Origin of the sequence: Zobellella iuensis, from assembly GCF_016746085.1 — a bacterium.
Classification (GTDB): Bacteria; Pseudomonadota; Gammaproteobacteria; order Enterobacterales; family Aeromonadaceae; genus Oceanimonas; species Oceanimonas iuensis.
In genome coordinates, this window is record NZ_JAERTZ010000036.1 from 55,181 (window position 1) to 80,305 (window position 25,125).

Below are 25,125 nucleotides of genomic sequence, written 5' to 3' on the forward strand. Positions count from 1 at the left end.
CCGCCATCCGGCCATCAAGAGGTAACCGTTATGCCAGCTTTTACCACCCTGACCGCCATGGGCATCGAGGACGTCGACCAGATCAGCCGTTTCAAGGTGACGGCGCGGGGCGATCACGATGAACTCAAGGTCTATTTCCAGCGTCCCGCCGACTCCTGCCTGCCGGCCAGCCTCAAGTTCCGCTTTCCTCACGGCAACAATCCCGAGGTGCCGGCCGCCCTGCACAAGGCGACGGACGAACTCGAGCAGATCCTGGGGCAGGGCAACACCGATCCCCGGGCGGCCATACTGCACGGCCTGGAGCAGTTCGAACGGGTGATGGAAGCCAAGATGGCGGAGATTAAGCGCCGGCTGGCGAAACTGCCGGCCTGAAGCGCCCGCCGGGCATAAAAAAACCACCGGTGCGAGCCGGTGGTTTTTTGTTGTGCGGGAAACCGCGTCTTACATAAACACGAACTTGGCGATAAAGATGGCGCTCAGGATGTAGACGCTGATGGACACATCGCGCGGGTGGCCGGTGGCCATCTTCAGCACCGTATAGGTGACGAAGCCCATGGCGATGCCGTTGGCGATGGAGAAGGTCAGCGGCATCATCAGCGCGGTCACCGCGGCCGGGGCCATTTCGGTGAAGTCGTCCCAGTTGATTTTCGCCATGCTGCTCATCATGGCGAAGGCCACGAAGATCAGGGCGCCGGCGGTGGCGTAGGGCGGTATCATGCCGGCCAGGGGCGCCAGAAACATGGACAGCAGGAACAGCGCGGCTATGGTCACGGCGGTCAGGCCGGTACGGCCCCCGGCGGCGACACCGGCGGCGCTTTCCACATAGCTGGTCACCGGCGGGCAGCCGACGAAGGTGCCGACCACGGAGGAGGCGCTGTCGGCCTTCAGGGATTTCTTCAGGCCTTCGATGCTGCCGTCCGGGCGGCGCAGGTTGGCGCGCTCGGCCACGCCCATCAGGGTGCCGGCGGTGTCGAACATGTTGACGAACAGGAAGGCCAGGATCACGGTGATCATGCCGATGTCCAGCGCGCCCATGATGTCCAGCTTCAAGAACGTGGGCTCTATGCTGGGCGGCATGGCGAAGATGCCGTTGTATTCGACGATGCCCATGAACAGACCGATCAGGGTCACGCTCAGCACCCCGATCAGCACGGCGCCGAACACCTTGCGATGCACCAGGATGGAGATGATCAGGAAGCAGACGGCGGCCAGCAGGGCGCTGGGTTTGGTGAAGTCGCCCAGGGTCACCAGGGTGGCCGGACTTTCCACCACTATGCCGGCGGTTTTCAGGCCGATCAGGCCGAGGAACAGGCCCACGCCTGCGGTCATGGCGTAGCGCAGGGATTCGGGAATGGAGTCCAGCACCCACTCGCGGATTTTCCAGAAACTCATGGCGGTGAAGATCACGCCGGACCAGAATACGGCGCCCAGCGCCACTTCCCAGCTGTACCCCATTTCCCCGACCACGGTGAAGGCGAAGAAGGCGTTCAGGCCCATGCCGGGAGCCAGGCCGACCGGCCAGTTGGCGTACAGCCCCATAAACAGGGTGGCGATGGCGGCACCGATGCAGGTGGCGACGAACACGGCGCCCGCATCCATACCCGAGGCGGACATGATATTCGGGTTAACAAAAATAATGTATGCCATGGTGATAAAGGTGGTCAGGCCGGCGATCAGCTCGGTTTTGACCGTGGTGCCGTGGGCACTTAACTTGAACCACCTGTCCAGCAGGCCTCCGGAGGCCGGGAGGGTTTGAGGGGTTGGCTCATTCTTGATGTGTTCCATGACCTGAAGTCCTCGAGTAGGTTGAGTTGCAGACTGCCAATGCCGCACGATTTTCCTTCGTCCACGGCATTGGCAGGAGCCGTCTGCGACCCGTCAGCTGCCTCTGTAGGTAGAGTAGCTGTAGGGCGCGATCAGCAGGGGTACGTGGTAATGCTCTTCACCGGCGGCGATCCCGAAGCGGATGACAACGTCGTCCAGGAAGGCCGGTTCGAGCAGCTCAATACCTTGTTTCTTAAAGTAACTGGAGGTGTGGAACACCAGCTGGTATTTACCGGCTACGTAGTCGTCACCTGCCAGGATGGGCGCATCGGTACGGCCGTCGTGGTTGGTGTAGACGGTGTTGATCAGCGAGGTTTGCTCGCCCTCAACCCGGTACAGTTCAACTTTGATCTCAGAGCCCGGCAGGCCCTTGGCGGTATCCAATACGTGTGTAGTTACTTTTCCCATTTTTAGTTACCTTGCGCGTATTACGCGTCTCTGTTGGTCCAAGGTACTATCGACACAGTGCGCCGATAGAATTAATTTTACATCAAGATAAATTCTCTCGTCTACATTTAATTAACAAAAATGTGTACAATGAGCTCGGTGATGTGTGCTACAAAGCTCCCCTCTACCTTGATAAAGGAAGATTGTCTTTGCTTTGGTTCCTCAAAGCAAGAATTCAAGACAAGATCCGATACAAAAACTAAACCTGTTATTTACATATATTGATTTTATTGTATACAATAAGATTATTACAATGACCGGCAAGCCCCCTGCATGCTTGTCTCGGCCGGTTTCTAAACCTGCGTTTCAAGGAGTTTTCCGATGAGCCAAAACAAAGACTATCCCCGTGACCTCATCGGGTATGGAGCCAACCCTCCTCACCCACAGTGGCCCGGTGATGCGCGTGTCGCCATTTCCTTCGTGCTGAACTATGAAGAGGGTGGCGAGCGCAACGTCCTGCACGGGGACGGCGAGTCCGAGGCCTTTTTGTCCGAGCTGCCCGGGGCGGTTGCCTGGGAAGGCGTACGCCATATGAGCATGGAGTCGGTCTATGAGTATGGCAGCCGGGCCGGGGTCTGGCGTCTGCTGCGCCTGTTCAAGAAGTACGACATTCCGCTCACCATCTTCGCCGTGGCCAGCGCCATCGAGCGTTATCCCGAGATCGCCAAGGCCTTTGTGGATGAAGGTCACGAGATCTGCTCCCATGCCTACAAGTGGATCACTTATCAGTGGATGGACGAGCAGGAAGAACGCGAGCAGCTGCACAAGGCCATAGAGACCATCGAACGGGTCTGCGGCCAGCGTCCGCTGGGCTGGTATACCGGCCGCGACAGCCCCAATACCCGCAAGCTGGTGATGGAAGAGGGCGGCTTTATGTATGACTCCGACTCCTATGCCGACGATCTGCCCTACTGGGTCGACAACAACGGCAAGGGCCATCTGGTGATCCCCTATACCCTGGACACCAACGACATGCGCTTCGCCACCCCGCAGGGTTTCAACAGCGGTGAGCAGTTCTACCAGTACCTGAAAGACGCCTTCGACGTGCTGTACGAAGAAGGGGCCGAGGCGCCCAAGATGCTGTCCATCGGCATGCACTGCCGCCTGCTGGGCCGCCCTGCCCGCATGGCCGCGCTGGAGCGTTTCGTCAAGTATGCCCGCAGTCATGACCGGGTCTGGTTTAGCCGCCGTATCGACATTGCCAAGCACTGGCACGAGCAGCACCCTTACAAAGGAACCAAGTAATGAGCCGCTTTACTACCTGTACTCCCAGCACCATGAGCCGCGTCGACTTCGTGGCGGCTTTTGCCGACATCTACGAGCACTCCGCCTGGGTGGCGGAGCAGGCCTTCGACCAGGGCCTGAGCGCCGAGGACGACGAGATTGCACAGCTGCACGGCCGCATGGCCGGCGTGCTGCTGGCCGCCGACAAGGACGCCCAGCTGGCGCTGATCAATGCTCACCCGGATCTGGCCGGCAAGGCCGCCCAGCGGGGCGAACTGACCGAAGCCTCCACCAACGAGCAGGCCGGCGCCGGCATCAACCAGTGCACCGCGGAAGAATTCGCCCGCTTCACCGAGCTGAACAACGCCTATAAAGAAAAGTTCGCTTTTCCCTTTATCATGGCGGTGAAAGGTTCGAACCGGCACCAGATCCTGGCGGCGTTCGAAGAGCGCATCCACAACGACTACGACACCGAGTTCGATCGTGCCGTCAAGGAAATCAACAAGATAGCCCTGTTCCGTTTGAACGAGATGTAACGAGGCGAGGGGGCCTAGGCCCCCGTTTTTTTATCCGTTTTCGGAGACCGAGATGATCAAGACCCTCAAGATAGAGCCGCTGACCAGGGAAGCCTTCGCGCCCTTCGGCGACGTGATCGAGTCCGAAGGCCGCGACTACTTCATGATCAACAACGGCTCCACCCGCCGTTACCACAAGCTGGGCGAGGTGCAGCTGGACGAGCAGGGCCAGGGCATCATCAGCATCTTCCGGGCCAAGACCCTGGCGTATCCGCTGGCGATCAAGATGCTGGAGCGCCACCCCTTCGGCTCCCAGTCTTTCATTCCCCTGTTCGGCCACGACTTCCTGCTGGTGGTCGCCCCGGTTGGCGACGGCAGCATGAACATAGACCCGTCCACCGTGCGCGCCTTCCGTGCCAGCGGCCGCCAGGGCGTGAACTACCACAGGGGCGTGTGGCACCACCCGATACTGGCGCTGCGCGACGACGACGAGTTCCTGGTGGTGGATCGCAGCGGCCCCGGCAACAACTGCGACGAATTCTTTTTCGACGAGTCCGTCCAGCTGAGCCTGGAACTGGGCTGAGTTTCCCTTTGCCGGCTCCCTTTGTTCTCCCTATCGGCCCGATGCTGCCTGCTGGCATTCCCTCAGACAGCGTCGGGGCTTGAAAGAGGCAACAGGGATGGCCTCCGCCGACCGTCACATGCCAGGGATGGCATGTGCCGAGCATCACAGGGATGTGCTTGAAGCGTGTCGGTGGAGGTGGCCCTGTTGTCCCTTTGCTGGGTGGTAACAGGCAGCCTTGCAAAGATCATAAAACAGGCTCTTAGGCAGCCTCTTGGGCTCCTATCTCAACGCAGCTCATCAAATTCCGCGATGCGCGGATGTCCCCGCCGCTCCAGAAAGCTCAGCAGTTTGTCCGGATCCGTCGCCAGTATCCGCTCCCGGGGAAAGTCCAGCTCGGTCACCAGCCGGTGGCAGTGCTCGAACCGGCCCAGGGTGAAGGCCACGTGGGAGTCGGAGCCGAAGGCGAGCCAGGCGCCGCTGTCGCGCGCCGCCGCCACTATGGCCCGGCAGTTGGCCTCGCTGCCCTGGCGCGAGTGGTTGAACGAGGAGTTGTTGATCTCCAGCGCCACCCGGTGTTCGGCCGCGGCCGCCGCCACCGCCGCTATGTCGATGGGATAGGCCGGGTTGCCCGGGTGGCTGATGATGTCCACCTTACCGCTCCTGATGGCGTTGATCATGGCGGTGGTATGGCGGGCCCGGTCCGCCGGCGGGAACACCGGCTCGTGGAAGCCGGCCACCACCAGGTCCAGGCAGTCGAAGTAGCGCTCGGGAAAGTCTATCTCCCCCGCCTCGTTCTTGATGTTGGCCTCGATGCCGCGCAGTATGCCCACCCCGTCCACCACCCTGGGCAGCACCCGCATGTTGACGAAATGCCAGTAGTGGGGGGCGTCGGCCATGTCCGGGCCGTGATCGGTGAGGGCGAACAGCTTGATGCCGCGGGCGCGGGCGATGGGCAGGTAGTCGTGCACCGTGCTGTAGGCGTGGGTGCTGGCCACCGTATGGCTGTGGGTATCGACGAGATAGGTCATGGGGCTTCTCCGTGAGCAGACTCTGGCCAGCATAACAAACATCGGCCGGCGGCCGCGACGATTTAACCCGCACCGGAGCCTTGTTCCAGCCGGTACTCCATGTTATCTCTATATGAAAATACTTAACATAAAGGTGACTGCATGGATGCACTCAAGATAGGCTGGCGCGATCGCCTGCTGATGAACATTTCCCTCCGCCAGAAACTGATGCTCACCTGCTACCTGGCCACCCTCGGCCTGCTGGGGTTGCTCTACGGCTACTGGCAGCTGTGGCGCGAGCTGGCGGCGTTGGGCGGGGCGTCCGGCCCTGGCCCGAATGGGGTACTGGCCACGGTGGCGGGGCTGGTGGTCCTGCTCTGGCTGCTGGCCCGGGCGGTGAGCGACAACCTGCTGCCGCTGCTCGGCCATATCGAGGGGGTCATGGCCCGGGTGGCGGCCGGCCGGCTCGAGCAGCGGGTCGGTTTTTCCGGCGAGGACGAATTCGGCAAGATAGGCTCGGCCATCGATGCCACCCTGCAGCATCTGTCGGTCACCTTCGAACTGGTGGAACGCTCCGCCGGAGGGCTGCACGGCGCCGTGGGCAACATCGGCGAGGCGGTAAGCCAGGCCGGGCAGGAGGTGGGCACCCAGCACCGGCAGGTGGCCCAGTGCCGGCAGACGGTGGCCGAGCTCAACCAGGCGGTGCAGCAGGTGGCCGCCCACTCCCGCCTGGCGGACGAACTCACCACCCAGACCCAGGATGCCGCCCAGGCGGCGGGCAGCCACATGGGCGATGCCATGCAGGGCATGGAGCGGCTGGTGGCCGACACCGAGGAGGCCAGGTCCGACTCCCGCGTGCTGGGCGATACCCTGGCACGGGTGGGCACTGTGGTGGAAACCATCAAGGCCATCTCCGAGCAGACCAACCTGCTGGCGCTCAACGCCGCCATCGAGGCGGCCCGGGCCGGCGAGCAGGGTCGCGGCTTCGCGGTGGTGGCGGACGAGGTGCGCACCCTGGCGGGGCGCACCCAGCACGCCACCCGGGACATCCAGCAAATGATAGAAACCCTCGACGAGCGGGTCAGCCGCAGCATCGCCATGATGTCGCGCAACGCCGAGGCCAGCGCCGATGCCGCCGGCGGGGTGCGGGCCGGCATGCAAAGCCTGGAGAACATACTGGCGCGGATGGCCGAGCTTGGCCGGATGAACCGGGACATCGCCGGTGCCGTATCGGAGCAGGAGCAGGCCATGGCCGAGCTGGATCTGAGCCTGGAACAACTGCTGGGCCAGGCGGAACGCTCGCGCCGCCGGCTAGACACCCTGAGCCGGGACCGGGGCCATGTGCATGAGATAGCCGAACAGCTGGCGGCCAACATGGCCCGGGTGCGGGCCTGAGCCCCCTTGCGTCCGCCGGGGCGGGCGGCCATAATCGGCTTTCATAATGCATCTTTTGGAGGCGAGTCATGGTGACCGAACAGCAGGTAAGAGACGCCCTGTGCCGGGTGCTGGATCCGGAAGTGGGCGAGAACATCATCGAGCTGGGGCTGGTATACGGCATCGAGATCGACCAACGGCGGCTGGCGGTGACCATGACCATGACCTCGCCTTCCTGCCCCATGGGCGACTGGATCCGCCAGCAGGTGGAAGCCGAGATCAAAACCCTGTGCCGGGACGGCCAGCGGGCCGAGGTCGAACTGGTCTGGCAGCCGGCCTGGGGCCCGGAGCGGATGAGCCCGGCCCTGCGGGCCCGGCTGGGGTGGCAATGAGCGGCGTCAGAGCGGGTGGTCGTTGAACTCCCGCATAAAGATGTCCCAGAACACCAGGAACAGGGCCGCCACCAGGGGGCCTATCACGAAGCCGTTGATGCCCATCAGGCTGATGCCGCCCAGGGTGGAGAACAGCACCACATAGTCGGGCAGCTTGGTATCCCGGCCCACCAGCAGCGGGCGCAGCACGTTGTCCGCCAGGCCGATCACCAGGGCGCCGAAGGCCACCAGCACGGTGCCGGCCATCCAGGCGCCGGTGGCGTAGAGGTAGACGGCCACCGGCAGCCACACCAGGCCGGCGCCCACCGCCGGGATCAGCGACAGGAAAGCCATCACCACCCCCCACAGCAAGGGGCCGGAAATATCCAGCGCCCAGAAGATAAAGCCGCCCAGGGCGCCCTGCACCATGGCCACCAGGATATTGCCCTTCACCGTGGCCCGGGTCACCTCCGAGAACTTGGCGAACAGCTTGCGCTCGCGCTCGTCCCCCAGGGGCAGGGCCTTGATCAGCAGCTCGGTCAACTGGTGGCCGTCGCGCAGCAGGAAGAAGGAGAGGTAGAGCATCAGCGCCACGTTGACGATAAAGATAAAGGTGTTCTGGCCCGCCACCAGGGCCTTCTCCGCCAGCAGCCGGCTGCCGGCCACCGCCGCCTCCGACAGCCGCTGGCGCAGGTTGTCCATGTCGATGCCGAGCCGCTCCAGCAGCTCGGGCAGCAGCGGAAAGGCGTTGCGGATCTGCTCCAGCACCCGGGCCGGGCTGATCTCGCCCCGGTCGATGCGCTGGTAGAGGCTCAGGCCTTCCTGCACGAAGGAGGTGGCGATCAGCAGCACCGGCAGCACCACTATCACCACGCAGATCAGCAGGGTGAGCAGGGCGGCCCGGTTGGGTTTGGGGCCGATCCGGGCCAGGATGCGCTGCTGCAGCGGATAGAAGATGACGCCGATGGCGCAGGCCCAGAAGATGGCGCCCCAGAAGGGCTTGAGCACCAGCCCGAACAGCAGGCTGACCAGCAGCAGCATAAACAGAAAGGAGCGTTGTTCCAGTTTTTCGCGCATGGCGAGGTGGTTCCCGATGAGACAGTGCCATCATAGTAAAGAAGCCCGGCCGCCGGCACCAGTGCTTACCGGCGGCGGATTTATTGCGCCGGCGCAAGGCGGTCCCCATCGCCGGCTGGCATCATGGCCGCTCACCGAGGAGGAGGACGCATGCCGATATTGTTGCTGCCGATGATGGCGCTGTTGCTGCTGGGGGTGGCGGGCGGCGCCTGGCGCCTGGGGGCGGACTGGCTGCCGCTGACCCACACCGGGCTGGTGTACCACGGCGCCCTTATGGTCAACGGCTTCTTCGCCACCCTGATAAGCTGTGAGCGCTGCGTGGCCCATGGCCGGGGCTGGGCCTGGCTGGTGCCCGCCAGCGGCCTTCTGGCCAGCGCCAGCCTGTGGTGGCGGCCGGAGCTGGCCCCGGCCCTGTACGGCCTGCTGGCGGCGGGGATGACGGCGCTGTCCTGGCGGCTGTGGCGGCGCCAGCCCCATGATTTCACCCTGCTGCTAGTGCTGGCCTGCGGCGCCCTGCTGCTGGCCAACCTGGACTGGTGGCGGCAGGGCGCCGTCGGCGCGGCCACCGAGCGGGGCTGGCTGGTGTTCCTGGTGCTCACCATCGCCGCCGAGCGGCTGGAGCTGTCCCGGCTGCTGCCCAAACCGATGTGGTCCAAACGGGTCTTTATGGGACTGGCGCTGGGCCTGCTGGCCGCGCCCTGGCTGCCGCTCGGCCATCTCTGTCTGGGGGCGGCCCTGGTGGGGCTGGCGCTCTGGCTGCTGCGCTTCGACATCGCCCGCAAGACCATCAACAGCCGCGGCCTGCCGCGCTATGTGGCCGCCTGCCTGCTGGCCGGCTACGGCTGGCTGGGCCTGAGCGGCCTGCTGTGGCTGGGGGGAGGGGGCGACATGGCGCTGCACGGGGTCATGCTGGGCTTCGTGATGGCCATGGTGTTCGGCCATGCGCCGGTGATAGCACCGGCGCTGCTGAACATAGGGTGCCATTACCACTGGCTGCTGTACCTGCCCCTGGCGCTGCTGCAGCTGGGGCTGCTGGCCCGCCACGACTGGCCTAGGCTCAGCGCCCAGCTGACCAGCCTGGCGATACTGGGCTTCGTGCTGACCTTCGTCGGGGTGCAGCTGGCCGGTTACCTGCGGCGCCGTCAGGAAGTACGGTAGCGGCCCACCAGCTGCTGCAGCCGGGCGGCCAGCTCGCCCACTTCCCGGCTGGTCTGGCTGGCGGCCTGGGAGCCGGCATTGGTCTGCTCGGCGATGGCCACTATCTGGTGCACGTTGCCGTTGATGCTCTCCGACACCTGGGTCTGCTCTTCGGCGGCGCTGGCGATTTGGGCGTTCATGGTGTTGATGGTGTTCACCGCCGTGCCGATGTCGAGCAGGGCGCTGTCGATGCGGCGGGCCTCGGTCACCGTATGGCTGCTGCGGTCGCGGATGCTCTCGATGGCCTGCACCGCCTCCCGGGCGCCCTGCTGCAGCCGGGTGATCATGGCGTGGATCTCCTCGGTGCTGCTCTGGGTGCGGCCGGCCAGGGTGCGCACCTCGTCCGCCACCACCGCGAAGCCGCGACCCTGCTCCCCGGCCCGGGCCGCCTCGATGGCGGCGTTGAGCGCCAGCAGGTTGGTCTGCTCGGCGATACCGCGGATCACGTCCAGCACCGAGCCTATCTGCTCCGATTCCTGCCCCAGCCGCTGGATGATGTCCACCCCGCCGGCCACCTGGTGCTCCAGGCCGTCGATCACCGTGATGGCCCCCTGCAGCAGCCGCTGGGCGTCCGTGACCTGGGCTTCCGCCTGCTGGGCCGCGTCGGCGGCGCGGGCGGCGCTGGCCGCCACTTCCTGGGCGGTGGCCGACATCTGGTTCATGGCGGTGGCGAGCTGGTCGCTTTCGTGGTGCTGGCGGCCGATGCCGGTTTCGGTCTCGTCCATAAAGCGTTGCAGCTCGGCGCTGGCCTGCTGCAGGGTATCCGCCGACTGCCGGGTGCTGTGCACCAGTTCGCTGATCTGGCCGGCGAACTGGTTGAAGGAGCGGGCCAGGGTGCCCAGCTCGTGGCCATGGTCGGCATCGAGCCGGCGGGTCAGATCGCCTTCCCCCTGGGCGATGTCCTGCATGGTGGACACCGCCTGGCGGATGGGGGCGTGAATGCTGCGCGCCAGCACCAGGCCGACGGCGGCGATCAGCGCCAGCAGCAGGGTGGCGGACAGGGCGGAATTGATCAGGCCCTGGCGCACCGAGCGGGACAGCTCCTGCTCCAGCCCGGCCACGGTGGCCTGCAGGTCATCGACATAGAAACCGGTGCCCAGCAGCCAGTCGGTGCCCGGCACCGGGGCGATATAGGCCAGCTTGGGGGCGCCCTGCTGGGTGTCGGGCCTGGGCCAGCTGTATTCCACATAGCCGCCGCCCTGGCGGCCCAGGGCCACGTACTCCTGCACCAGATGGCGGCCGTCGGGGCTGGTGGCGTTGAGGTAGTTGTTGCCTTCCCGGGCCGGGTTGTCGGCGCTGACCACCTGGAGGCCCTGGTGGTCGTACACGAAGAAATAGCCGCTGCCGTCATCGAAGCGCAGCCGGCGCAGCTGATCCTTGGCAGTCTCGATTTCGCCCCGTTGCAGCAGGGGCGTCATGCCGCTGATGGCCAGCTCCATGTAGTTGGCCAATTGATCCTTGCGCGCCTCGAACAGGGAGCGGTGCAGGCTGTCGCCGCTCAGCGTCTTGAGGCGCAGGGACTGATCCACATTGACCCAGGTGCTGACGGCGGCCAGCAGGGCCAAAGGCAGCAGGGCCAGCAACAGTATTTTTTGCCTGATGGAAAGTCGGTTCATCCTTGATCTCTCTGTATTATTATTTGTTTACATATTTTTATCATCTTGTGTTTTGATTGTCATTTTAGTTGATACATAAATGTCCAATAAAAACGCCCGAGCATGCCTTCCCGGTGACCGCCGGCCGATGCCGGCTGTTCAACGGCTTGCCGGTGCCGTTATGATGCGGCCATGACCTTATCAACAGAGCATGACATGGCTTCGACCATCCTTGCCGGGCCGGTATTGCGCCGGGTCAGCACCGAACGGCTGGTATTCTGGCTGGCCAGCCGTGAACCGGTGCGGTTCCGGCTGTTGCTGGACGGGCGTGCCCCCCTGACCCTGGACGGCGAGCGGCAACAGCAACTGCGGGTGGGGGAGCACTGCTTTATCCAGTTGCTGGACCTGGCCCTGGAACAGCCGCTGCCGGCGGATACCCTGATCCCCTACGATCTGCAGTGGCGGCGGGAAGGAGAAAACGACTGGCACGGCCTGGCCGACTGGGCGCCGGATCTCGGTTACGGCGAGGGCGAGCTGCCCAGCCTGGTGGTGCGCGGCCGGCTGGACGGCATCCTGCACGGCTCCTGTCGCAAGCCGCACCACGCGGCGCCCGACGGCCTGGTGGCCGCCGACGCCTGGCTGCGCCAATGCCGGGAGCGGCCGGCGGTGCTGATGCTGAGCGGGGATCAGGTGTATGCGGACGACGTGGCCGGCCCCATGCTCACCGCCATCCACCAGTTGATCGGGGAACTGGGGCTTTACCCGGAAACCCTGGAGGGCGCCCTGGTGGCCGACAGTGCCGGGCTGTTCGCCAGCCCGCAAAACTACTACCGGCGCCATGAACTGCTGCCCGACAGCAGGGCCAACCTGCCGCTGCGCGAGCGCTTCTTCGAGGGCGCGCGCAAGCCCATCTTTACCACCAGCAGCGCCGACAACCACCTGATCACCCTGGCCGAGGTGCTGGCCATGTACCTGCTGGTCTGGTCGCCGGAGCCCTGGCGCCTGTTGCCCGCGACCCGGCCAGAACTGGCAGGGGAGCTGGCGCAGCGCTACCAGGGGGAGCGGGAGCGGCTGGCGGCCTTTGTCGAGGGCCTGCCGGCGGTGCGCCGGTTGCTGGCGCACCTGCCGACCCTGATGATCTTCGACGATCACGACGTCACCGACGACTGGAACCTGACCGCCGCCTGGGAGGAGAGCGCCTACGGCCATCCCTTTTCCCGGCGCATCATCGGCAACGCCCTGGTGGGCTACTTTATCTGCCAGGGCTGGGGCAACGATCCGGACGCCTTTGCGGGCGAGCCCATGGCCCTGCTCAAAGCCTGGTGCGAGCGACCGGATGCCGGGCGGCAGGATGCCCTTATCGATCATCTGCTGCGCTTCGAGCGCTGGCACTACCGCCTGGACACCAGCCCCAGGCTGCTGGTGCTGGATACCCGCACCCGCCGCTGGCGGGCCGAGTCCAACTTCGGCAGCCCGTCGGGGCTGATGGACTGGGAGGCGCTGACCGAGCTGCAGGGGGAGCTGCTGCACCAGGACGCCGTGGTGATCGTCTCGCCCACGCCGGTGTTCGGGGTCAAGCTGATCGAGGTGATCCAGAAGATCTTCACCTGGTTCGGCAAGCCGCTGCTGGTGGACGCGGAAAACTGGATGGCGCACCGGGGCACCGCCAACGTCATCCTCAATATCTTCCGCCATGTCCGCACCCCGGCCAACTACGTGATCCTGTCCGGCGACGTGCACTACTCCTTTATGTACGACATCCGGCTGCGCCACCGCCGCGGCGATCCCCATATCTGGCAGATCACCAGCAGCGGTATCAAGAACGAATTCCCGCCCCGGCTGCTGGACGTGCTGGACCGGCTCAACCGCTGGCTGTATTCGCCCCGTTCGCCGCTCAACTGGTTCACCCGCCGGCGGCGGCTGGAAATAAGCCCCCACCCACCGGCTTGCGCCGCCGGTGGCGAGCGGCTGCTGAACCGGGCCGGCATCGGCCATGTACGCTTCAACGAGCGGGGCGAGCCGGTGCTGGTACAGCAGATCACCGCCGAGGGGGTGGTGGATTTCCTGAGCGAGCCGCCGCCTGCGCCGGCGGACGAGCTCCTGCCCGGGCGGCCCGTGCAGCGCTGAGCCGAACAAACAAAAAGCGCGCCCAGGGGCGCGCTTGCAGAAGATCCGGGCCGGCCTTAGTTGCAGAAGGGGCTGCCGTCCAGTTCCAGTTTCTGGTTGCTGATGGCACCCTGCTCGCTCAGGTAGTGTACGTGCAGGTATTCCCGATCGTCGGGTTTGGCGTGCTTGACCTTGATGTGGCGTATCCGTTGGCCGCCGGCGAGCGCCGCTGCCCGCCCGCTTGCGGGCAGGTGCGTGAGCACCTCGTCGATGACGATTTGCTCGGTGCCGCCCAGCAGCTTGCCGTGGCTGGCGTCCCACACCAGTTTGTGGCACTTGCCGTGACGGAAATATTCCACCTCGACTTCCACCACACCGTGGGCGTGGGCTTCGACGATCTCGCCCAGCTTGGCACCGACCAGGAAACGGGCGGTGGCCTGCTGGGCCTCGATGGGCAGATCCCAGAACGAGGCGATCAACTGTTTTTGTTCATGTGCAGACATTGAAGCTCCCCGGATCAGTGCTTGTGGGCACCCTGCTCTATCTTGCTCTTGTCGATGTCGATGGCCGGCGCCGCCGCCAGTTGGGACACCACTTCCTTCAGCCGGGCCTGGGCCAGGGTGAAGGCGTGGTCGTGGCTGTCGGCCTCGACAAAGGCTTCGAGCTCGAGTTTGTCGCCGTTGTCCAGCAGGTGGGCGACCTTGGTTTTAAAGCTTTGCATCATCTTCTTATCCTCATTCAAGATGATTGATGGAAAAGGGAACCGGTTGGGGCTCCCTGTGGTGGTTGCCCGGCGGCATGTTCGCCGAGCACCTTGCGCACCATGGGCACGCAATTCGCGCACTTGGGCAGGCAGCCCAGGTGCTTGAAACAGGTTTTGACATTGTGGGCGCCGGCACCGCAGGCGCCGCGAAAGGCCTCGATATCGAGATCGTGGCAGGTGCAATGGGTGCGTTCAGTCATGATGGACTCCTGTCTGTTGTTCCGGATTCAGCACCCGGCCCACCGCTGGCCAGCCTTCCCTGACCTTGTTGTACACCTTGGTGATCTGGGACAGCGGCTTGTTGATAAGCTTGAGGTTGATCAGAAAGACACCGATAGCGGCGGCCGAGAGTTCCTGGGGCAGCAGCGGCCAGATGCCGGAGACGGTCAGCACCAGCAACAGCACCAGGCTCAGCCAGTAGGCGAAATCGGCCATCACCTCGCTGCCCTGTTTGGACAACTCGAACTTGATACGATTAATGTAAAACAGCTCCTGGCAGCGATAGAGTCGCTGCCGGTCGCCCCTGGCCACCGCCGAGCCGACCCCGGCCACCAGCCGCAGGCTGTTCAGGCTGTAGCGCTGGAGCAGACCGCCGAACAACAGGGCGGCCAGGAAAGGCAGCAGGCTGGCCATCAGCAGTGCCGGCAGCAGCTCCGGCGCCAGGGACAGTTGCCAGAGGATCACCGCCGGTAACCCCACCAGTACCATCCACAACTCCTTCTGGAACAGATCCAGGATCTTGCGCGCATTTTCGCAGTCGTTGATGGAGCAGGCCACCTGCTCGCCGACGCAGCCCCGGCCGCGGCGTTCGAACCAGGTACGCTGCAGCTCGATCAGCAGCCGATCATCGAACATGCGGTTGGTCAGCTTCTCCGCCAGGGTCAGCAGGCCGATGCCGAAGAAGATGGCGATGGCGTAGGGGGCATAGGCCAGCAGTTCATCCACCTGGAACAGCTGCTCACCCTGGGCGACCTGGCCCAGCACTTCCTTCGCCAGCCAGGCCTGGATGGGCGCCAGCGCCGGGGTGATCACATTGGGCAGCACGGCGGCGGCCAGCAGCCAGGGATGACGCAGCATGATGGTCAGCATTTCCCGCAACTGGCGATACCACAGGCGGGGGACTGCGGCGGCCCCGCTGCCGATCGGTTTGATGGCCTGATGATTGTCCACTGAAGCTTCCATGACCCTAGACCAAGATGGAAAATGCAAGAAGTGTTGCGCATGATAATGAGATCAAATATCATTTTCAAACTTTTTCTGGAGTCATTGCGACCCTCTTCGCTGTGACGATTCTCACCCCTTGTTGTTTGTCGTAGGGAACCCGACATCATGCACCACCTTGCCGTACCATACCTGCCGGCTCAGCCGGCGCGCCGTCCCCTGTTCGCTCTTTCCCCCCTGCTACTGGCCCTGATGGCGGCCCAGGGCCAGGCCGAAGTGTTGACCGAACTGCCCGAAGTTGAAGTGCTGGGCCAGCGGGCACCGGAGGCGCATCGCCTCAAGGAAGGCTTCCCCAAGGTCAAGATCCACCGGGAAACCTTCGAGGAGCAGCCCAGTGGGCACCTGGTCAAGGACGTGATCAAGCGCCTGCCCGGGGTCTATACCGGCGGGGCTCCCGGTGAGGACAAGGATCTGCGGCTGCGGGGGCTGGACAAGGACTACAGCCGGGTGCAGTTCGACGGGGTGCAACTGCCCGATGGCGGCGAGAAGCGGGAACTCAACCTCGATCGCATCCCCAACGCCCTGGTGGGAGAGGTCACCCTGCTACGCAACCCGGGTGCCGAATACGAGGCCGACGGCCTGGCCGGCCGGGTGCATATCGAGCGCCGGGAGATCCCGCTGGCGCCGCTGACCGAAGTCACCCTGGCCGGAGCGGGGCGGGACAGCCTGGGCACCGACGGCAAGCAGCTGTCCATCAGCCATGGCCAGCGTTTCAACGACAGGATCGGCGTCCAGGGCGTGCTGAGCTATATCGAGGATCCCTTGCTGAAGGACAAGGAAAAACGGAGCAGCGGTGGCCTGCTGCAGGAGCGGGAGCAGGAGGACAAGCCGGCCGAGAACCTGACCCTGATGCTGGACGGCGCCTACTTCTATGACCAGGGGGAAATCCACCTCAAACCGCTCTATATCCGGGATGGCGAAGACAAGACCAAGCTGAAGAGCAAGTTCAAGGATGACGCCAGCCTGAAGGACGCAGAGCGGGAGCTGGAAGACAAGGTCAAGCTGACCAAGGGACTGGGGCTGGATCATCAGCACAAGTTCGATGCCCGCACCCGGCTGGACAGCGCCCTGGGCTACTACCGCACCACCGAGGACAAGGACAGGATCAAGCAGAAGCTCGACGCCGAGCTGGTGGAAAACCTGACCAAGCGCGAGCTGGAGTTCGAGGACAAGACCGACGCCTTCTGGCAGGGCGAAACCAGGCTGACCCACGACTGGAGCGGTACCTACCGGCACAAGCTGAAAACCGGTGCCCAGGTCCGGCTGCGGGAGAGGGACAGAACCAAGACGGTGGTGAAGAACGGTGTCGCCCAGGCGGCGGATGCCAAGTTCGACTATCGCCTGGAAGAGGACTACTACGCCGCCTTCCTCCAGAATGAAACCCACCTCAACGAGCGCTTCAGCCTCTTGCCCGGCCTGCGCCTGGAGCACGTGGATCTGAGCAGCCAGGACGGCGCGGGCAACCAGGGCGGCAACAGCGGCACCGACTGGCTGCCTTCCCTCTCGGCCCGGTACCGACTGGACGAACAGCTCAGCCTGCACGCGGCCTACTCCCGGGTGCTGAACCGCCCCAAGTTTGACGAGTTGTCACCCTATGCCCAGGAAAACAACGACAAGTTCGTGATCGGCAACCCGGAGCTGGAAGTGGCCAAGGCGCACGCCTTCGATATCGGCCTGGATTATGTCACCGGGCCGCTGTTCCTCGGGGCCAACTTGTTCCAGCGCGACATCAAGGGGGTGATCGAATCCCGGGATAGCGGCGAGACCCTGGACGGCAAGCCGGTGTTCCAGGTGCAGAACGTGGGGGACGGCTACCTGCGCGGGCTGGAACTGGAGCAGCGCTGGGCGCTTTCCTCCCTGGGGCTGTCCTGGCTGGCGCCTTTCACCCTGACGGCCAACCAGAGTTTCATCAAGTCCCAGCTGGAGAATGCCGACGGCAGCAAGGCCAGCTTCAAGGATCAGCCGGACTTTATCGGCAACCTGATCCTGGACTGGCACCTGCCGGCAACCGGCACCACTGCGTCCGTCGCCGCCAAGTACGTGTCTTCCATCGACAAGGGCGAAGGGGATGATCGCATCGCCGGTGAAACGTTTGTGGACGCCAGGCTGACCCAAGCCATCACCAAGGATCTGTCGGTGTACCTGCTGGCCAAGAACCTGACCGATGAGGACAGGGTCAAGTACAAGTCCAGCGGTGAAACCGAGGTGGAAAGCGGCGGCCGCTATTTCTGGCTGGGGCTGAACGCCCGCTTCTGACCCCTTCGGGATGGTCAGCCCGGCCCCAGGGGCTGACCGTGGCTGAACTCCACATGGTTGCCGTTGGGATCCCTGACCCCGCAGTAATAGCCCACCGGATAGGGCTCGTCCCGGGGCGGCCAGATCAGGCAGCCCGCGGCCCTGGCCCGGGCGGCGAGGGCGTCCACCGCCTCGCGGCTGGGCAGGGCGAAGCCGAAGTGGCGATAGTCGTGGGGCGACAGCTGCAGATCTTCGCCGCCGTTCATCAGCACGAAGATGAAGTCCTGCTCCCGCTCCGGCTCGGCCAGCCAGACGATGGTCTGGTGGCCGCTCTCGCGCCTGTGGGTTTCCACCATGCCGCAGAAGCCGCAATAAAAGCGGATGCAGGCCTCGATATCCCGCACATGCAGGGCGATATGGGTCAGACGGGGGTAATGGGGGGCGACGTTCATCTCGGGTTCCTCCTGCCGGGTGCCTACCCTGCTGAGTATGGCCGCCGGTTCGCGCTCCCGCCAAAGGGCCGGCGGGTGCGCGAACCGGCGGCTGCTGTTAAAGTAGCCGGGCAACCCACAACCGATAACGAAAGAAGCATGAGCAAGATCACCGGAACCCTGGTCAAGATGCCGGCCAGCCTGGCCGAGCCCGTGGCCTACCAGCTGGCCCTGGGCGAGCACAGGGTGGAACTGAACGCCCTGCTCGGCCAGCCGCTCACCCTCGGCTACACCGGCAACATCTACTGCGACGCCTGCGGCCGCAAAACCAGCAAGAGCTTCGCCCAGGGGCACTGCTTTCCCTGCATGAAGAAACTGGCCCGCTGCGACATGTGCGTGATGAAGCCGGAAACCTGCCACTATTTCGAGGGCACCTGCCGCGAGCCCGAGTGGGGCGAGCGCCACTGCATGGTGCCCCATATCGTCTACCTGGCGAATACCTCCGGCCTCAAGGTGGGCATCACCCGGGCCAGCCAGGTGCCCACCCGCTGGATCGATCAGGGCGCCACCCAGGCGCTGCCCATCCTGCGGGTGGCCAGCCGCCAGCTTTCCGGCCTGGTGGAAGTGGCCCTTGCCGAGCTGGTGGCCGACAAGACCAACTGGCGCGCCATGCTCAAGGGCGACGAGGCTCCGCTCGACCTCAAGGCCGAGGCCGCCCGGCTGCTGCCGGAAATTAAGGAAAAGCTGGCCGAACTGGTGCTGAACTACGGCGAAGAGGCCATCACCCCGCTGGACGAGCCGGTGGTCGGGCTCAGCTACCCGGTGCTGGAGTACCCGAAGAAGATCGCCAGCCACAACTTCGACAAGAACCCGGTGGTGTCCGGCACCCTGCTCGGCATCAAGGGCCAGTACCTGATCTTCGACAGCGGGGTGATCAACCTGCGCAAGTTCACCGGCTATGAAGTGAGCCTGGGCTGAGGGATGCCGGCCGGCGGAGCCGTCAGGCGGTTGGGCAGGCCGGGTCGGGACGGGGGCCGGCCCGGTATAGCCAGAGTCCCAGCAAGGCCAGTACCACCGAAGCCGAGGCGAGCACCAGGTAGAGGCTGTCCAGCGCGCCGGTGGCCTCGCGCAGATAGCCGGCCAGCAGGTTGCCCAGGGTGCCGCCGAGGCCGAACGTGACCATGCAGATGCCGCTGATCTGCATGGTGGCGGTCGACGAATAGCGCTGGCCGACCCAACCGGCCAGTATCCCCCACATGGGAAAATACATCAGGCCGTAGCCGAAGCCGGCCACCAGCGCGAAGCGCGCGGGATCCTGGACGAAGGCCAGCAAGCCCAGGGCAAAGCCGCCGAAGATCACCAGCAGTGCCAGCTCCGGCCCCTTGTGGTCGGCCAGCTTGCCGGTGAGCAGGCCGGCGACCATGCCGGTCAACCCGACCGTGGTCCAGGTATAGCCACCGAGGGTGGCGGGCAGGCCCAGCTGAGCCAGGTAGGTATTGAGCCAGGTGGAAAACGGCATTGTGGTAAAGCCGACCAGAAAGCAGATCAGGCAGGCGCACAGGGCGGTGCGCTCACCACAGATGGTCGCCAGCAGCCGGGCCACCGGTATGGCGGCAACCGGCCCCCCGCCTGGCGTCGCCGGCTGGCGCTTTAAGGTCCGCAGCATATGCCAGGTGAGCCCCATGACCAGCAGGCCCATCAATCCGGCCAGCTGCCAGCCCCGTTGCCAGCCCAGGGCCGGGACCACCAGCAGGATCAGCAGGCCGTTGAGGCCGTATCCCCAGGCGGTGCCGCTGGAGATGGTCGACAGGCAGCCCGAGCGCTGTTCGGGGCCGGTATGGCGGCTGACGATCTCCACTATGCTGCCCCAGCTGATGGCGGCACTGGCCGCCAGGCAGGTGAGGGCCAGGATGATCAGCCGCGGCTCCTGCAACTGCGACAGGGTAAACAGCAACAGGCTGGTGATGCCGCCGGTGGCCAGCGCCAGACGGGCGGTGCCCAGGCGGTGGCCAACCAGGCCCAGCAACAGGGCGCCCCCGAGGTAGGCCAACTGGGTCAAGGCCCCGATGGTGGCGAGATGCCAGTGGCTCAGCGCAATGCTGTCCCGCATCATGGGCACGAGGGCGGCAAACAGAAACATGCCGAAACCGTGGCTGACAACCTGGTTCATTCCGAAAATAGCGGCCATGCGCATGGGGTGATCTCCCTGATCCGGTAACGGCGCCTATTGGCCGCGAGCCATCTTCTCTTCTTGCCAGTATTCGGTAAATCGATAAATATTGAGGTCTGCCTTCAATAAGGATGAAGTCTGCCGATGCGTGATTTACCCATTACCCTGCTGCGCACCTTCGCGGTGGTGGCGGAAACCCGCAACCTGACCGCGGCGGCAGGGCGGCTGCACCGGGCGCCGTCCACCATCAGCATGCAGTTGAGCCGGCTGGAGGGGCTGGTGGCGGCCGAGTTGCTGGAGCGGGGGCAGTATGGGGTCAGGCTGACCCCGGCGGGGGAGCAGCTCAGGACGCACGCTCATCAGCTGCTGAACCTGCACGACCGGATCCTGGGGGCTTTCCAGAATGCGGAGGTGGTGGGCAAGGTCCGCTTCGGTACCCATGATCAATACGCCACCCGCAGCCTGACTCCCCTGCTGGAAGCCTTTGTGCTCAATTATCCGGAGGCCCGGCTGGAAGTGCTCTGCGATCACCGGCCCCATTACCTGGCGGCCCTGGTCCAGGAGGGCAAGCTGGACATCGCCCTGGTGGAGATGCCGGCCCTGTCCGACGGTGGCCTGCGGCTGTGCCGGGACGAACTGGTCTGGGTATGCTCTGAGGCCCATGCGACCCATCGGCGGGAACCCTTGCCGCTGGCGGTGTTCGTCGAAGGCTGCTATCACCGGGAGTCGGCCTGCCAGGCGCTGGAGCACACCGACACCGCCTACCGTATCGCCTTTACCAGCCAGAGCCGGGCGGGCGTACTGGCGGCGGTGCGGGCCGGGATCGGCGTCGGGGTGATACCGCGCCAGACCCTGGAGCCGGGCCTGGTGGTGGTGGAGGAAGGGCTGCCGCCGCTGCCCCGGGCGGACACCACCCTGTTCGTGGCCGAACGGGCAAACGAGGCCACGGCCCGCCTGGCCAGGACCATCGAGGAGAGCCCGCAGTTCCAGCGATATCGGGGCGAGCCATAACTGGCTGTAACGGATAAGAAAATAAGGTGAAATGGGGCGAGACGAGTAACTTGTTCATCGGCCACAGCGTGAACCAGAAGCAAGGAGAAAGGGAGTGAAGCGGTTTCTGATCATCGGTGCCGGCGGCATCGGCGGCTATTACGGCGCCCGGCTGCAGCAGGCGGGGCATGAGGTGGTACTGGTGGCCCGGGGAGAGCACCTGGCCGCCATGCAGCGGCAGGGACTTAGGGTGGAGCACCAGGACTTTCGTTTCGCGCAGCCGGTGCGGGCGCTGGATCTGGCCACCCTGCGCGAGACCTGCGCCAGCGGCGACTTCGACCTGATCGTGCTGACGATGAAGTCCCAGGCCACCGGCCCCCTGATGGCGGAGCTGGCGGACTGGCTGGTCACCAGCGCGGTGCCGGTGCTGTCGCTGCAGAACGGGGTGGACAACGAACTCCTTATCAGCGAGGTGGTGGGGGAGGCGTGGACCCTGGGCGGACTGGCGGTGCGCATCGGCGGCCATATAGTGGCGCCGGGCCTGGTGCAGGCGGACGGTCCGGCCCAGGTGATCATGGGCGCCTGGCCCCGGCAACGGCCGGCCCAGGCCGACTGGCTGGAGCAATTGCGCCAGTGTTTCGAGCTGGCGGGCATTCCGACCCAGGTGGCGGTGGACATCCGCCGCGAGCTGTGGCGCAAACTGATTATCAACAACGGCGTCAACCCGCTCTCGGCCCTCTCCGGGCTGGACACCCGCCGCCTCAGCCACCATCCGCAACTGGGCCGCAGCGTCTACCAGATGATGGCGGAAACCGCCGCCGTGGCCGAGGCCGACGGCGTCAGCCTGGGCAAGACCGACGTGGACGAGATGTATGCCCTGATCCGCAACTTCGACGCCATCAAGACCTCCATGCTGGTGGACAAGGAGAAGGGGCGGGAGCTGGAGCTGGACGCCATCAGCGGCGCCGTGCTGCGCCGGGCGGAACAACTGGGGCTGGAGGTGCCGGCCACCCGCCTGGCCTACGGCCTGCTGCAACTGCGGGATTGAACGGGCAGGGCGGCGGCATGGCCGGCATGGCCGGCACCCGGGTTATTTCAGCGCCGCCAGGTCGGCGCCGAAGTTGATATGAAAGGCGGCACCGTCCAGCACCAGAGCGGGCACCGACTTGACGCCGGCGGCCTCGGCTTCCGCCAGGCGGTGTTTTTGTTCGCCCAGATGGACGACTTCCACTTGGTAACGACCCGGGTCCAGGGCCCGGGCAAGGTTCTGCTCGGCGGCGACGCACACCGGACAGCCGGCGTGGTAGAAAATGGCTTTGCTGGTCATGGCTGCTCTCCTGCGATGGCTTACACTGGGTGCATGGGCACACCCCAAGGGTAGGCCCGGTTTACCCCGCCGAACAGCGGGTACTTTTGGGTAACCCGGGCACTTTTTGGTGTAATTTGGCGAAACATAAGGCAAAAAATAATGTCCCCAACCCAGTCCAGCTACCGCCAGCTCGAGGAAGTGGTGGGGTGCAAATGGTCGGTGTCGGTGCTGCAGGCCATCGCCGCCAGCATCAACCGGCCCGGCGCCCTGGAACGCCATATCGCGGGTATCTCCACCAAGGTGTTGTCGGAGCGGCTGCGCAAGCTGACCCGCTACGGCCTGCTGCACAAGCAGAGCTACCCGGAAGTCCCTCCCCGAACCGAATACCGGCTCACCGCCAACGGCTACAAGCTGGTGGCCATCATCAGCCAGATCCGGCAATTGGATGCGGACATCAAGGAAAACGGGGAGAAAGGGCCGGAGAGCTGAGCGCCCTGGCTTCGGGTACCGGAGCGACACAAAAAAGGGTTAGCGGCTGTTAAGCTGCTAACCCTTGCTGTGTATGGTGGCCCCTGCTGGACTTGAACCAGCGACCGATCGATTATGAGTCGAGCGCTCTAACCAACTGAGCTAAGGGGCCAAAAGTGGTGCTGATTATAGGGAAAGCGGCCTTGGCTGTCCAGTCGCGGCGGGCGTATATCAGCTTGATTTTTAAGCGGTTGGCGCGACGGCCGGCGGTGATGGAAAAGGGCGCCGAAGCGCCCTTTTTACTGCCGCTGGCTTACTCGTCGAGGAAGCTGCGCAGCACTTCGGAGCGGCTGGGATGGCGCAGTTTGCGCAAGGCCTTGGCTTCGATCTGGCGGATACGCTCGCGGGTTACGTCGAACTGCTTGCCCACCTCTTCCAGGGTATGGTCGGTGTTCATGTCGATACCGAAACGCATGCGCAGTACCTTGGCTTCCCGCGCGGTCAGCCCGGACAGCACGTCGCGGGTGGCGGCGCGCAGGCTTTCGCTGGTGGCGGAGTCGGCCGGCAAGGACAGGGTGGTGTCCTCGATAAAGTCGCCCAGGTGCGAATCTTCGTCATCGCCGATGGGGGTTTCCATCGAGATGGGCTCTTTGGCGATCTTCAGCACCTTGCGAATTTTGTCTTCCGGCATGGCCATGCGATGGGCCAGCTCTTCCGGGGTGGGTTCGCGGCCCATTTCCTGCAGCATCTGGCGGGAAATCCGGTTGAGCTTGTTGATGGTCTCGATCATGTGCACCGGGATGCGGATGGTGCGGGCCTGATCCGCGATGGAGCGGGTAATGGCCTGGCGGATCCACCAGGTGGCGTAGGTCGAGAACTTGTAGCCGCGACGGTATTCGAACTTGTCCACCGCCTTCATCAGGCCGATGTTGCCTTCCTGGATCAGGTCCAGGAATTGCAGGCCGCGGTTGGTGTACTTCTTGGCGATGGAGATCACCAGACGCAGGTTGGCTTCCACCATCTCTTTCTTGGCGCGGCGGGCCTTGGCCTCGCCGATGCTCATGCGGCGGTTGATGTCCTTGATCTGCGAAATGGTCAGGCCGGTTTCTTCTTCTACCAGCTTGAGCTTGCCGATGGCGCGCAGCACGTCTTCGGCCACCTCTTCCATCTTGACCGACCAGGCCTTGCCGGCGGCCCGCTGTTTGTTAAACCATTCCTGCTCGCTTTCGTGGTGGGCAAAGGCCTGCACGAAGGTTTTCTTCGGCATTTTGCTCTGCTCGACGCACAGTTTCATGATGATGCGTTCCTGCACCCGCACCCGCTCCATCATGTCGCGCATGCTGTTGACCAGACGGTCGAACTGCTTGGGTACCAGGCGGAACTGGCGGAATACATCGGCCAGGATGGTAATCTGCTCGGCGGCGGCGTCGGAGGTGCGGCCATGGGCCTGGATGGTGGTCCGGGTTTTTTCGTATTGGGTGCGCAGTTCGCCGAACTTTTCGCGGGCTACTTCCGGATCGGGGCCGGTGTCGCCGTCGGAATCGTCGTCGTCTTCATCTTCGTCTTCGTCGTCGTCTTCGTCATCCAGCTCTTCTTCGCTCAGTTCGGAGCCGATATGGGTGGCGGTGGGCGCGAGCTCGTCGGCTTCATCCAGGTCGACAAAGCCGGAGATGATGTCGCTCAGTTTGATGTCGCCGGCTTCGAAGCGATCGAACTGGTCCAGCAGGGAGGTGATGGCCTCGGGGTATTCGGCGACCGAGCTCTGAACCTGGTTGATACCGTCTTCAATACGTTTGGCGATGTCGATTTCGCCTTCGCGGGTCAGCAGCTCTACCGTGCCCATTTCACGCATGTACATGCGCACCGGATCCGTGGTGCGGCCAATTTCAGACTCAACAGAAGCTAGTGCCTGGGCGGCGGCTTCGGCGGCGTCTTCGTCGGCGGTGGTTTCCGACATCATCAAATCATCGGCATCGGGGGCACTTTCAACCACCTGGATGCCCATGTCGTTGATCATCTGGATGATGTCTTCGATCTGATCGGAGTCGACAATATCCTGGGGAAGATGATCGTTCACCTCGGCATAAGTCAGGTAACCCTGTTCTTTACCTTTGGCTACGAGAAGCTTAAGCTGTGACTGCGGGGTTTGCTCCATAGAACTCGTCCGGTTAGATGTTGCAAGAGGGTGTAGGCATTAGGCACTCTTTTATGGCGCGCAAGTAGCCGATTATAACAA

The 25,125-nt window shown here is 64.2% G+C and carries 25 protein-coding genes, 1 tRNA gene and 1 pseudogene; 13 read left to right on the top strand and 14 right to left on the bottom strand.

The genetic code is table 11. The features are described 5' to 3' along the window. The first annotated feature begins 30 nt into the window (after positions 1 to 30). Positions 31 to 372: a DUF3461 family protein gene (locus JKV55_RS19470; protein ID WP_237333013.1), complete on the top strand. Its 342-nt coding sequence runs from the start codon at positions 31 to 33 to the stop codon at positions 370 to 372. A 69-nt stretch (positions 373 to 441) separates the two neighbouring features. Here JKV55_RS19470 and JKV55_RS19475 read toward each other — a convergent pair whose 3' ends face one another. Together JKV55_RS19475 and uraH are read right to left on the bottom strand one after the other, a co-directional pair. Beyond that, entirely contained in the window at positions 442 to 1,785 is a 1,344-nt protein-coding gene (locus JKV55_RS19475; RefSeq protein ID WP_202088822.1) for an NCS2 family permease, read from the bottom strand. 93 nt (positions 1,786 to 1,878) lie between these two features. Next, positions 1,879 to 2,232: a hydroxyisourate hydrolase gene (gene uraH / locus JKV55_RS19480; RefSeq protein WP_202088825.1), complete on the bottom strand. Its 354-nt coding sequence runs from the start codon at positions 2,230 to 2,232 to the stop codon at positions 1,879 to 1,881. 360 nt (positions 2,233 to 2,592) lie between these two features. Between uraH and puuE the strand changes: the two genes are divergently transcribed. From puuE to JKV55_RS19495, 3 genes are read left to right on the top strand one after another with little or no spacing between them, the layout of a single operon-like run. Beyond that, the gene (puuE, locus tag JKV55_RS19485) at positions 2,593 to 3,516 is read left to right on the top strand and encodes an allantoinase PuuE (RefSeq protein WP_202088827.1); all 924 of its coding nucleotides are present in this window, start codon (positions 2,593 to 2,595) and stop codon (positions 3,514 to 3,516) included. Beyond that, positions 3,516 to 4,031 carry a 2-oxo-4-hydroxy-4-carboxy-5-ureidoimidazoline decarboxylase gene (gene uraD, locus JKV55_RS19490; RefSeq protein WP_202088829.1) on the top strand — a complete coding sequence of 172 codons (516 nt, stop codon included), beginning with the start codon at positions 3,516 to 3,518 and terminating at the stop codon, positions 4,029 to 4,031. Before puuE ends, uraD begins: the two co-directional genes overlap by 1 nt. 52 nt (positions 4,032 to 4,083) lie before the next feature. Beyond that, positions 4,084 to 4,593 carry an ureidoglycolate lyase gene (locus JKV55_RS19495; protein ID WP_237333014.1) on the top strand — a complete coding sequence of 170 codons (510 nt, stop codon included), beginning with the start codon at positions 4,084 to 4,086 and terminating at the stop codon, positions 4,591 to 4,593. A gap of 266 nt (positions 4,594 to 4,859) precedes the next feature. On the opposite strand, the gene JKV55_RS19500 is transcribed toward JKV55_RS19495, so the two are convergent. Next, positions 4,860 to 5,603, bottom strand: coding sequence for a phosphatase (locus JKV55_RS19500; RefSeq protein ID WP_202088831.1), 744 nt, complete (start codon positions 5,601 to 5,603; stop codon positions 4,860 to 4,862). Positions 5,604 to 5,744: 141 nt separating this feature from the next. Here JKV55_RS19500 and JKV55_RS19505 point away from each other — a divergent pair, with 141 nt between their 5' ends. Together JKV55_RS19505 and JKV55_RS19510 are read left to right on the top strand one after the other, a co-directional pair. Continuing rightward, the gene (locus JKV55_RS19505; protein ID WP_202088833.1) at positions 5,745 to 6,977 is read left to right on the top strand and encodes a methyl-accepting chemotaxis protein; all 1,233 of its coding nucleotides are present in this window, start codon (positions 5,745 to 5,747) and stop codon (positions 6,975 to 6,977) included. Positions 6,978 to 7,045: 68 nt separating this feature from the next. Beyond that, the gene (locus JKV55_RS19510) at positions 7,046 to 7,348 is read left to right on the top strand and encodes a metal-sulfur cluster assembly factor (protein WP_202088835.1); all 303 of its coding nucleotides are present in this window, start codon (positions 7,046 to 7,048) and stop codon (positions 7,346 to 7,348) included. Positions 7,349 to 7,354: 6 nt separating this feature from the next. On the opposite strand, the gene JKV55_RS19515 is transcribed toward JKV55_RS19510, so the two are convergent. Further along, positions 7,355 to 8,404 carry an AI-2E family transporter gene (locus JKV55_RS19515; RefSeq protein ID WP_202088837.1) on the bottom strand — a complete coding sequence of 350 codons (1,050 nt, stop codon included), beginning with the start codon at positions 8,402 to 8,404 and terminating at the stop codon, positions 7,355 to 7,357. A 150-nt stretch (positions 8,405 to 8,554) separates the two neighbouring features. On the opposite strand from JKV55_RS19515, the gene JKV55_RS19520 reads away from it, so the two are divergent. Further along, the gene (locus tag JKV55_RS19520) at positions 8,555 to 9,562 is read left to right on the top strand and encodes a DUF8744 domain-containing protein (RefSeq protein WP_202088839.1); all 1,008 of its coding nucleotides are present in this window, start codon (positions 8,555 to 8,557) and stop codon (positions 9,560 to 9,562) included. Here the strand turns inward: JKV55_RS19520 and JKV55_RS19525 are convergent. Then, the gene (locus JKV55_RS19525; protein WP_202088841.1) at positions 9,547 to 11,217 is read right to left on the bottom strand and encodes a methyl-accepting chemotaxis protein; all 1,671 of its coding nucleotides are present in this window, start codon (positions 11,215 to 11,217) and stop codon (positions 9,547 to 9,549) included. The genes JKV55_RS19520 and JKV55_RS19525 overlap by 16 nt on opposite strands. Before the next feature lie 195 nt (positions 11,218 to 11,412). On the opposite strand from JKV55_RS19525, the gene JKV55_RS19530 reads away from it, so the two are divergent. Continuing rightward, positions 11,413 to 13,323: an alkaline phosphatase D family protein gene (locus JKV55_RS19530; RefSeq protein ID WP_202088843.1), complete on the top strand. Its 1,911-nt coding sequence runs from the start codon at positions 11,413 to 11,415 to the stop codon at positions 13,321 to 13,323. A 56-nt stretch (positions 13,324 to 13,379) separates the two neighbouring features. Here JKV55_RS19530 and JKV55_RS19535 read toward each other — a convergent pair whose 3' ends face one another. From JKV55_RS19535 to JKV55_RS19550, 4 genes are read right to left on the bottom strand one after another with little or no spacing between them, the layout of a single operon-like run. Next, the gene (locus JKV55_RS19535; RefSeq protein WP_202088845.1) at positions 13,380 to 13,805 is read right to left on the bottom strand and encodes a hypothetical protein; all 426 of its coding nucleotides are present in this window, start codon (positions 13,803 to 13,805) and stop codon (positions 13,380 to 13,382) included. Between the two features lie 14 nt (positions 13,806 to 13,819). Continuing rightward, complete coding sequence (locus JKV55_RS19540) at positions 13,820 to 14,026, bottom strand: hypothetical protein (RefSeq protein WP_202088847.1); 207 nt, start codon at positions 14,024 to 14,026, stop codon at positions 13,820 to 13,822. A gap of 14 nt (positions 14,027 to 14,040) precedes the next feature. Then, positions 14,041 to 14,265 (bottom strand): (2Fe-2S)-binding protein, encoded by a 225-nt coding sequence (locus JKV55_RS19545; RefSeq protein WP_202088849.1) that lies wholly within the window; start codon positions 14,263 to 14,265, stop codon positions 14,041 to 14,043. Continuing rightward, a complete protein-coding gene (locus tag JKV55_RS19550; protein WP_202088851.1) occupies positions 14,258 to 15,235 on the bottom strand; it encodes a hypothetical protein in 978 nt (325 codons plus the stop codon). The genes JKV55_RS19545 and JKV55_RS19550 overlap by 8 nt, the downstream gene beginning before the upstream one ends. Positions 15,236 to 15,394: 159 nt before the next feature. Between JKV55_RS19550 and JKV55_RS19555 the strand changes: the two genes are divergently transcribed. Further along, positions 15,395 to 17,542, top strand: coding sequence for a TonB-dependent receptor (locus JKV55_RS19555; RefSeq protein ID WP_202088853.1), 2,148 nt, complete (start codon positions 15,395 to 15,397; stop codon positions 17,540 to 17,542). A gap of 14 nt (positions 17,543 to 17,556) precedes the next feature. Here JKV55_RS19555 and JKV55_RS19560 read toward each other — a convergent pair whose 3' ends face one another. Further along, complete coding sequence (locus JKV55_RS19560; protein ID WP_202088854.1) at positions 17,557 to 17,973, bottom strand: VOC family protein; 417 nt, start codon at positions 17,971 to 17,973, stop codon at positions 17,557 to 17,559. A 138-nt stretch (positions 17,974 to 18,111) separates the two neighbouring features. Here JKV55_RS19560 and JKV55_RS19565 point away from each other — a divergent pair, with 138 nt between their 5' ends. Then, entirely contained in the window at positions 18,112 to 18,930 is an 819-nt protein-coding gene (locus JKV55_RS19565) for a DUF2797 domain-containing protein (RefSeq protein WP_202088855.1), read from the top strand. Positions 18,931 to 18,952: 22 nt separating this feature from the next. Here the strand turns inward: JKV55_RS19565 and JKV55_RS19570 are convergent, their stop codons facing one another. After that, a complete protein-coding gene (locus JKV55_RS19570; protein ID WP_237333015.1) occupies positions 18,953 to 20,146 on the bottom strand; it encodes an MFS transporter in 1,194 nt (397 codons plus the stop codon). 120 nt (positions 20,147 to 20,266) lie between these two features. Here JKV55_RS19570 and JKV55_RS19575 point away from each other — a divergent pair, with 120 nt between their 5' ends. Both JKV55_RS19575 and JKV55_RS19580 read left to right on the top strand, forming a co-directional pair. Then, on the top strand, positions 20,267 to 21,133 hold the full coding sequence (locus JKV55_RS19575) for a LysR family transcriptional regulator (RefSeq protein ID WP_202088856.1): 867 nt from the start codon (positions 20,267 to 20,269) through the stop codon (positions 21,131 to 21,133). A 94-nt stretch (positions 21,134 to 21,227) separates the two neighbouring features. Next, positions 21,228 to 22,160: a ketopantoate reductase family protein gene (locus JKV55_RS19580; protein ID WP_202088857.1), complete on the top strand. Its 933-nt coding sequence runs from the start codon at positions 21,228 to 21,230 to the stop codon at positions 22,158 to 22,160. A gap of 42 nt (positions 22,161 to 22,202) precedes the next feature. Here JKV55_RS19580 and JKV55_RS19585 read toward each other — a convergent pair whose 3' ends face one another. Continuing rightward, positions 22,203 to 22,439 carry a thioredoxin family protein gene (locus JKV55_RS19585; protein WP_202088858.1) on the bottom strand — a complete coding sequence of 79 codons (237 nt, stop codon included), beginning with the start codon at positions 22,437 to 22,439 and terminating at the stop codon, positions 22,203 to 22,205. A gap of 141 nt (positions 22,440 to 22,580) precedes the next feature. Here JKV55_RS19585 and JKV55_RS19590 point away from each other — a divergent pair, with 141 nt between their 5' ends. Continuing rightward, positions 22,581 to 22,910: a winged helix-turn-helix transcriptional regulator gene (locus JKV55_RS19590; protein ID WP_202088859.1), complete on the top strand. Its 330-nt coding sequence runs from the start codon at positions 22,581 to 22,583 to the stop codon at positions 22,908 to 22,910. Between the two features lie 74 nt (positions 22,911 to 22,984). On the opposite strand, the gene JKV55_RS19595 is transcribed toward JKV55_RS19590, so the two are convergent. Together JKV55_RS19595 and rpoD are read right to left on the bottom strand one after the other, a co-directional pair. Then, positions 22,985 to 23,061: transfer RNA gene (locus tag JKV55_RS19595), tRNA-Ile, on the bottom strand. Between the two features lie 141 nt (positions 23,062 to 23,202). After that, positions 23,203 to 25,050, bottom strand: a pseudogene (gene rpoD / locus JKV55_RS19600) (RNA polymerase sigma factor RpoD); the annotation flags it as partial. Positions 25,051 to 25,125 lie beyond the last annotated feature (75 nt).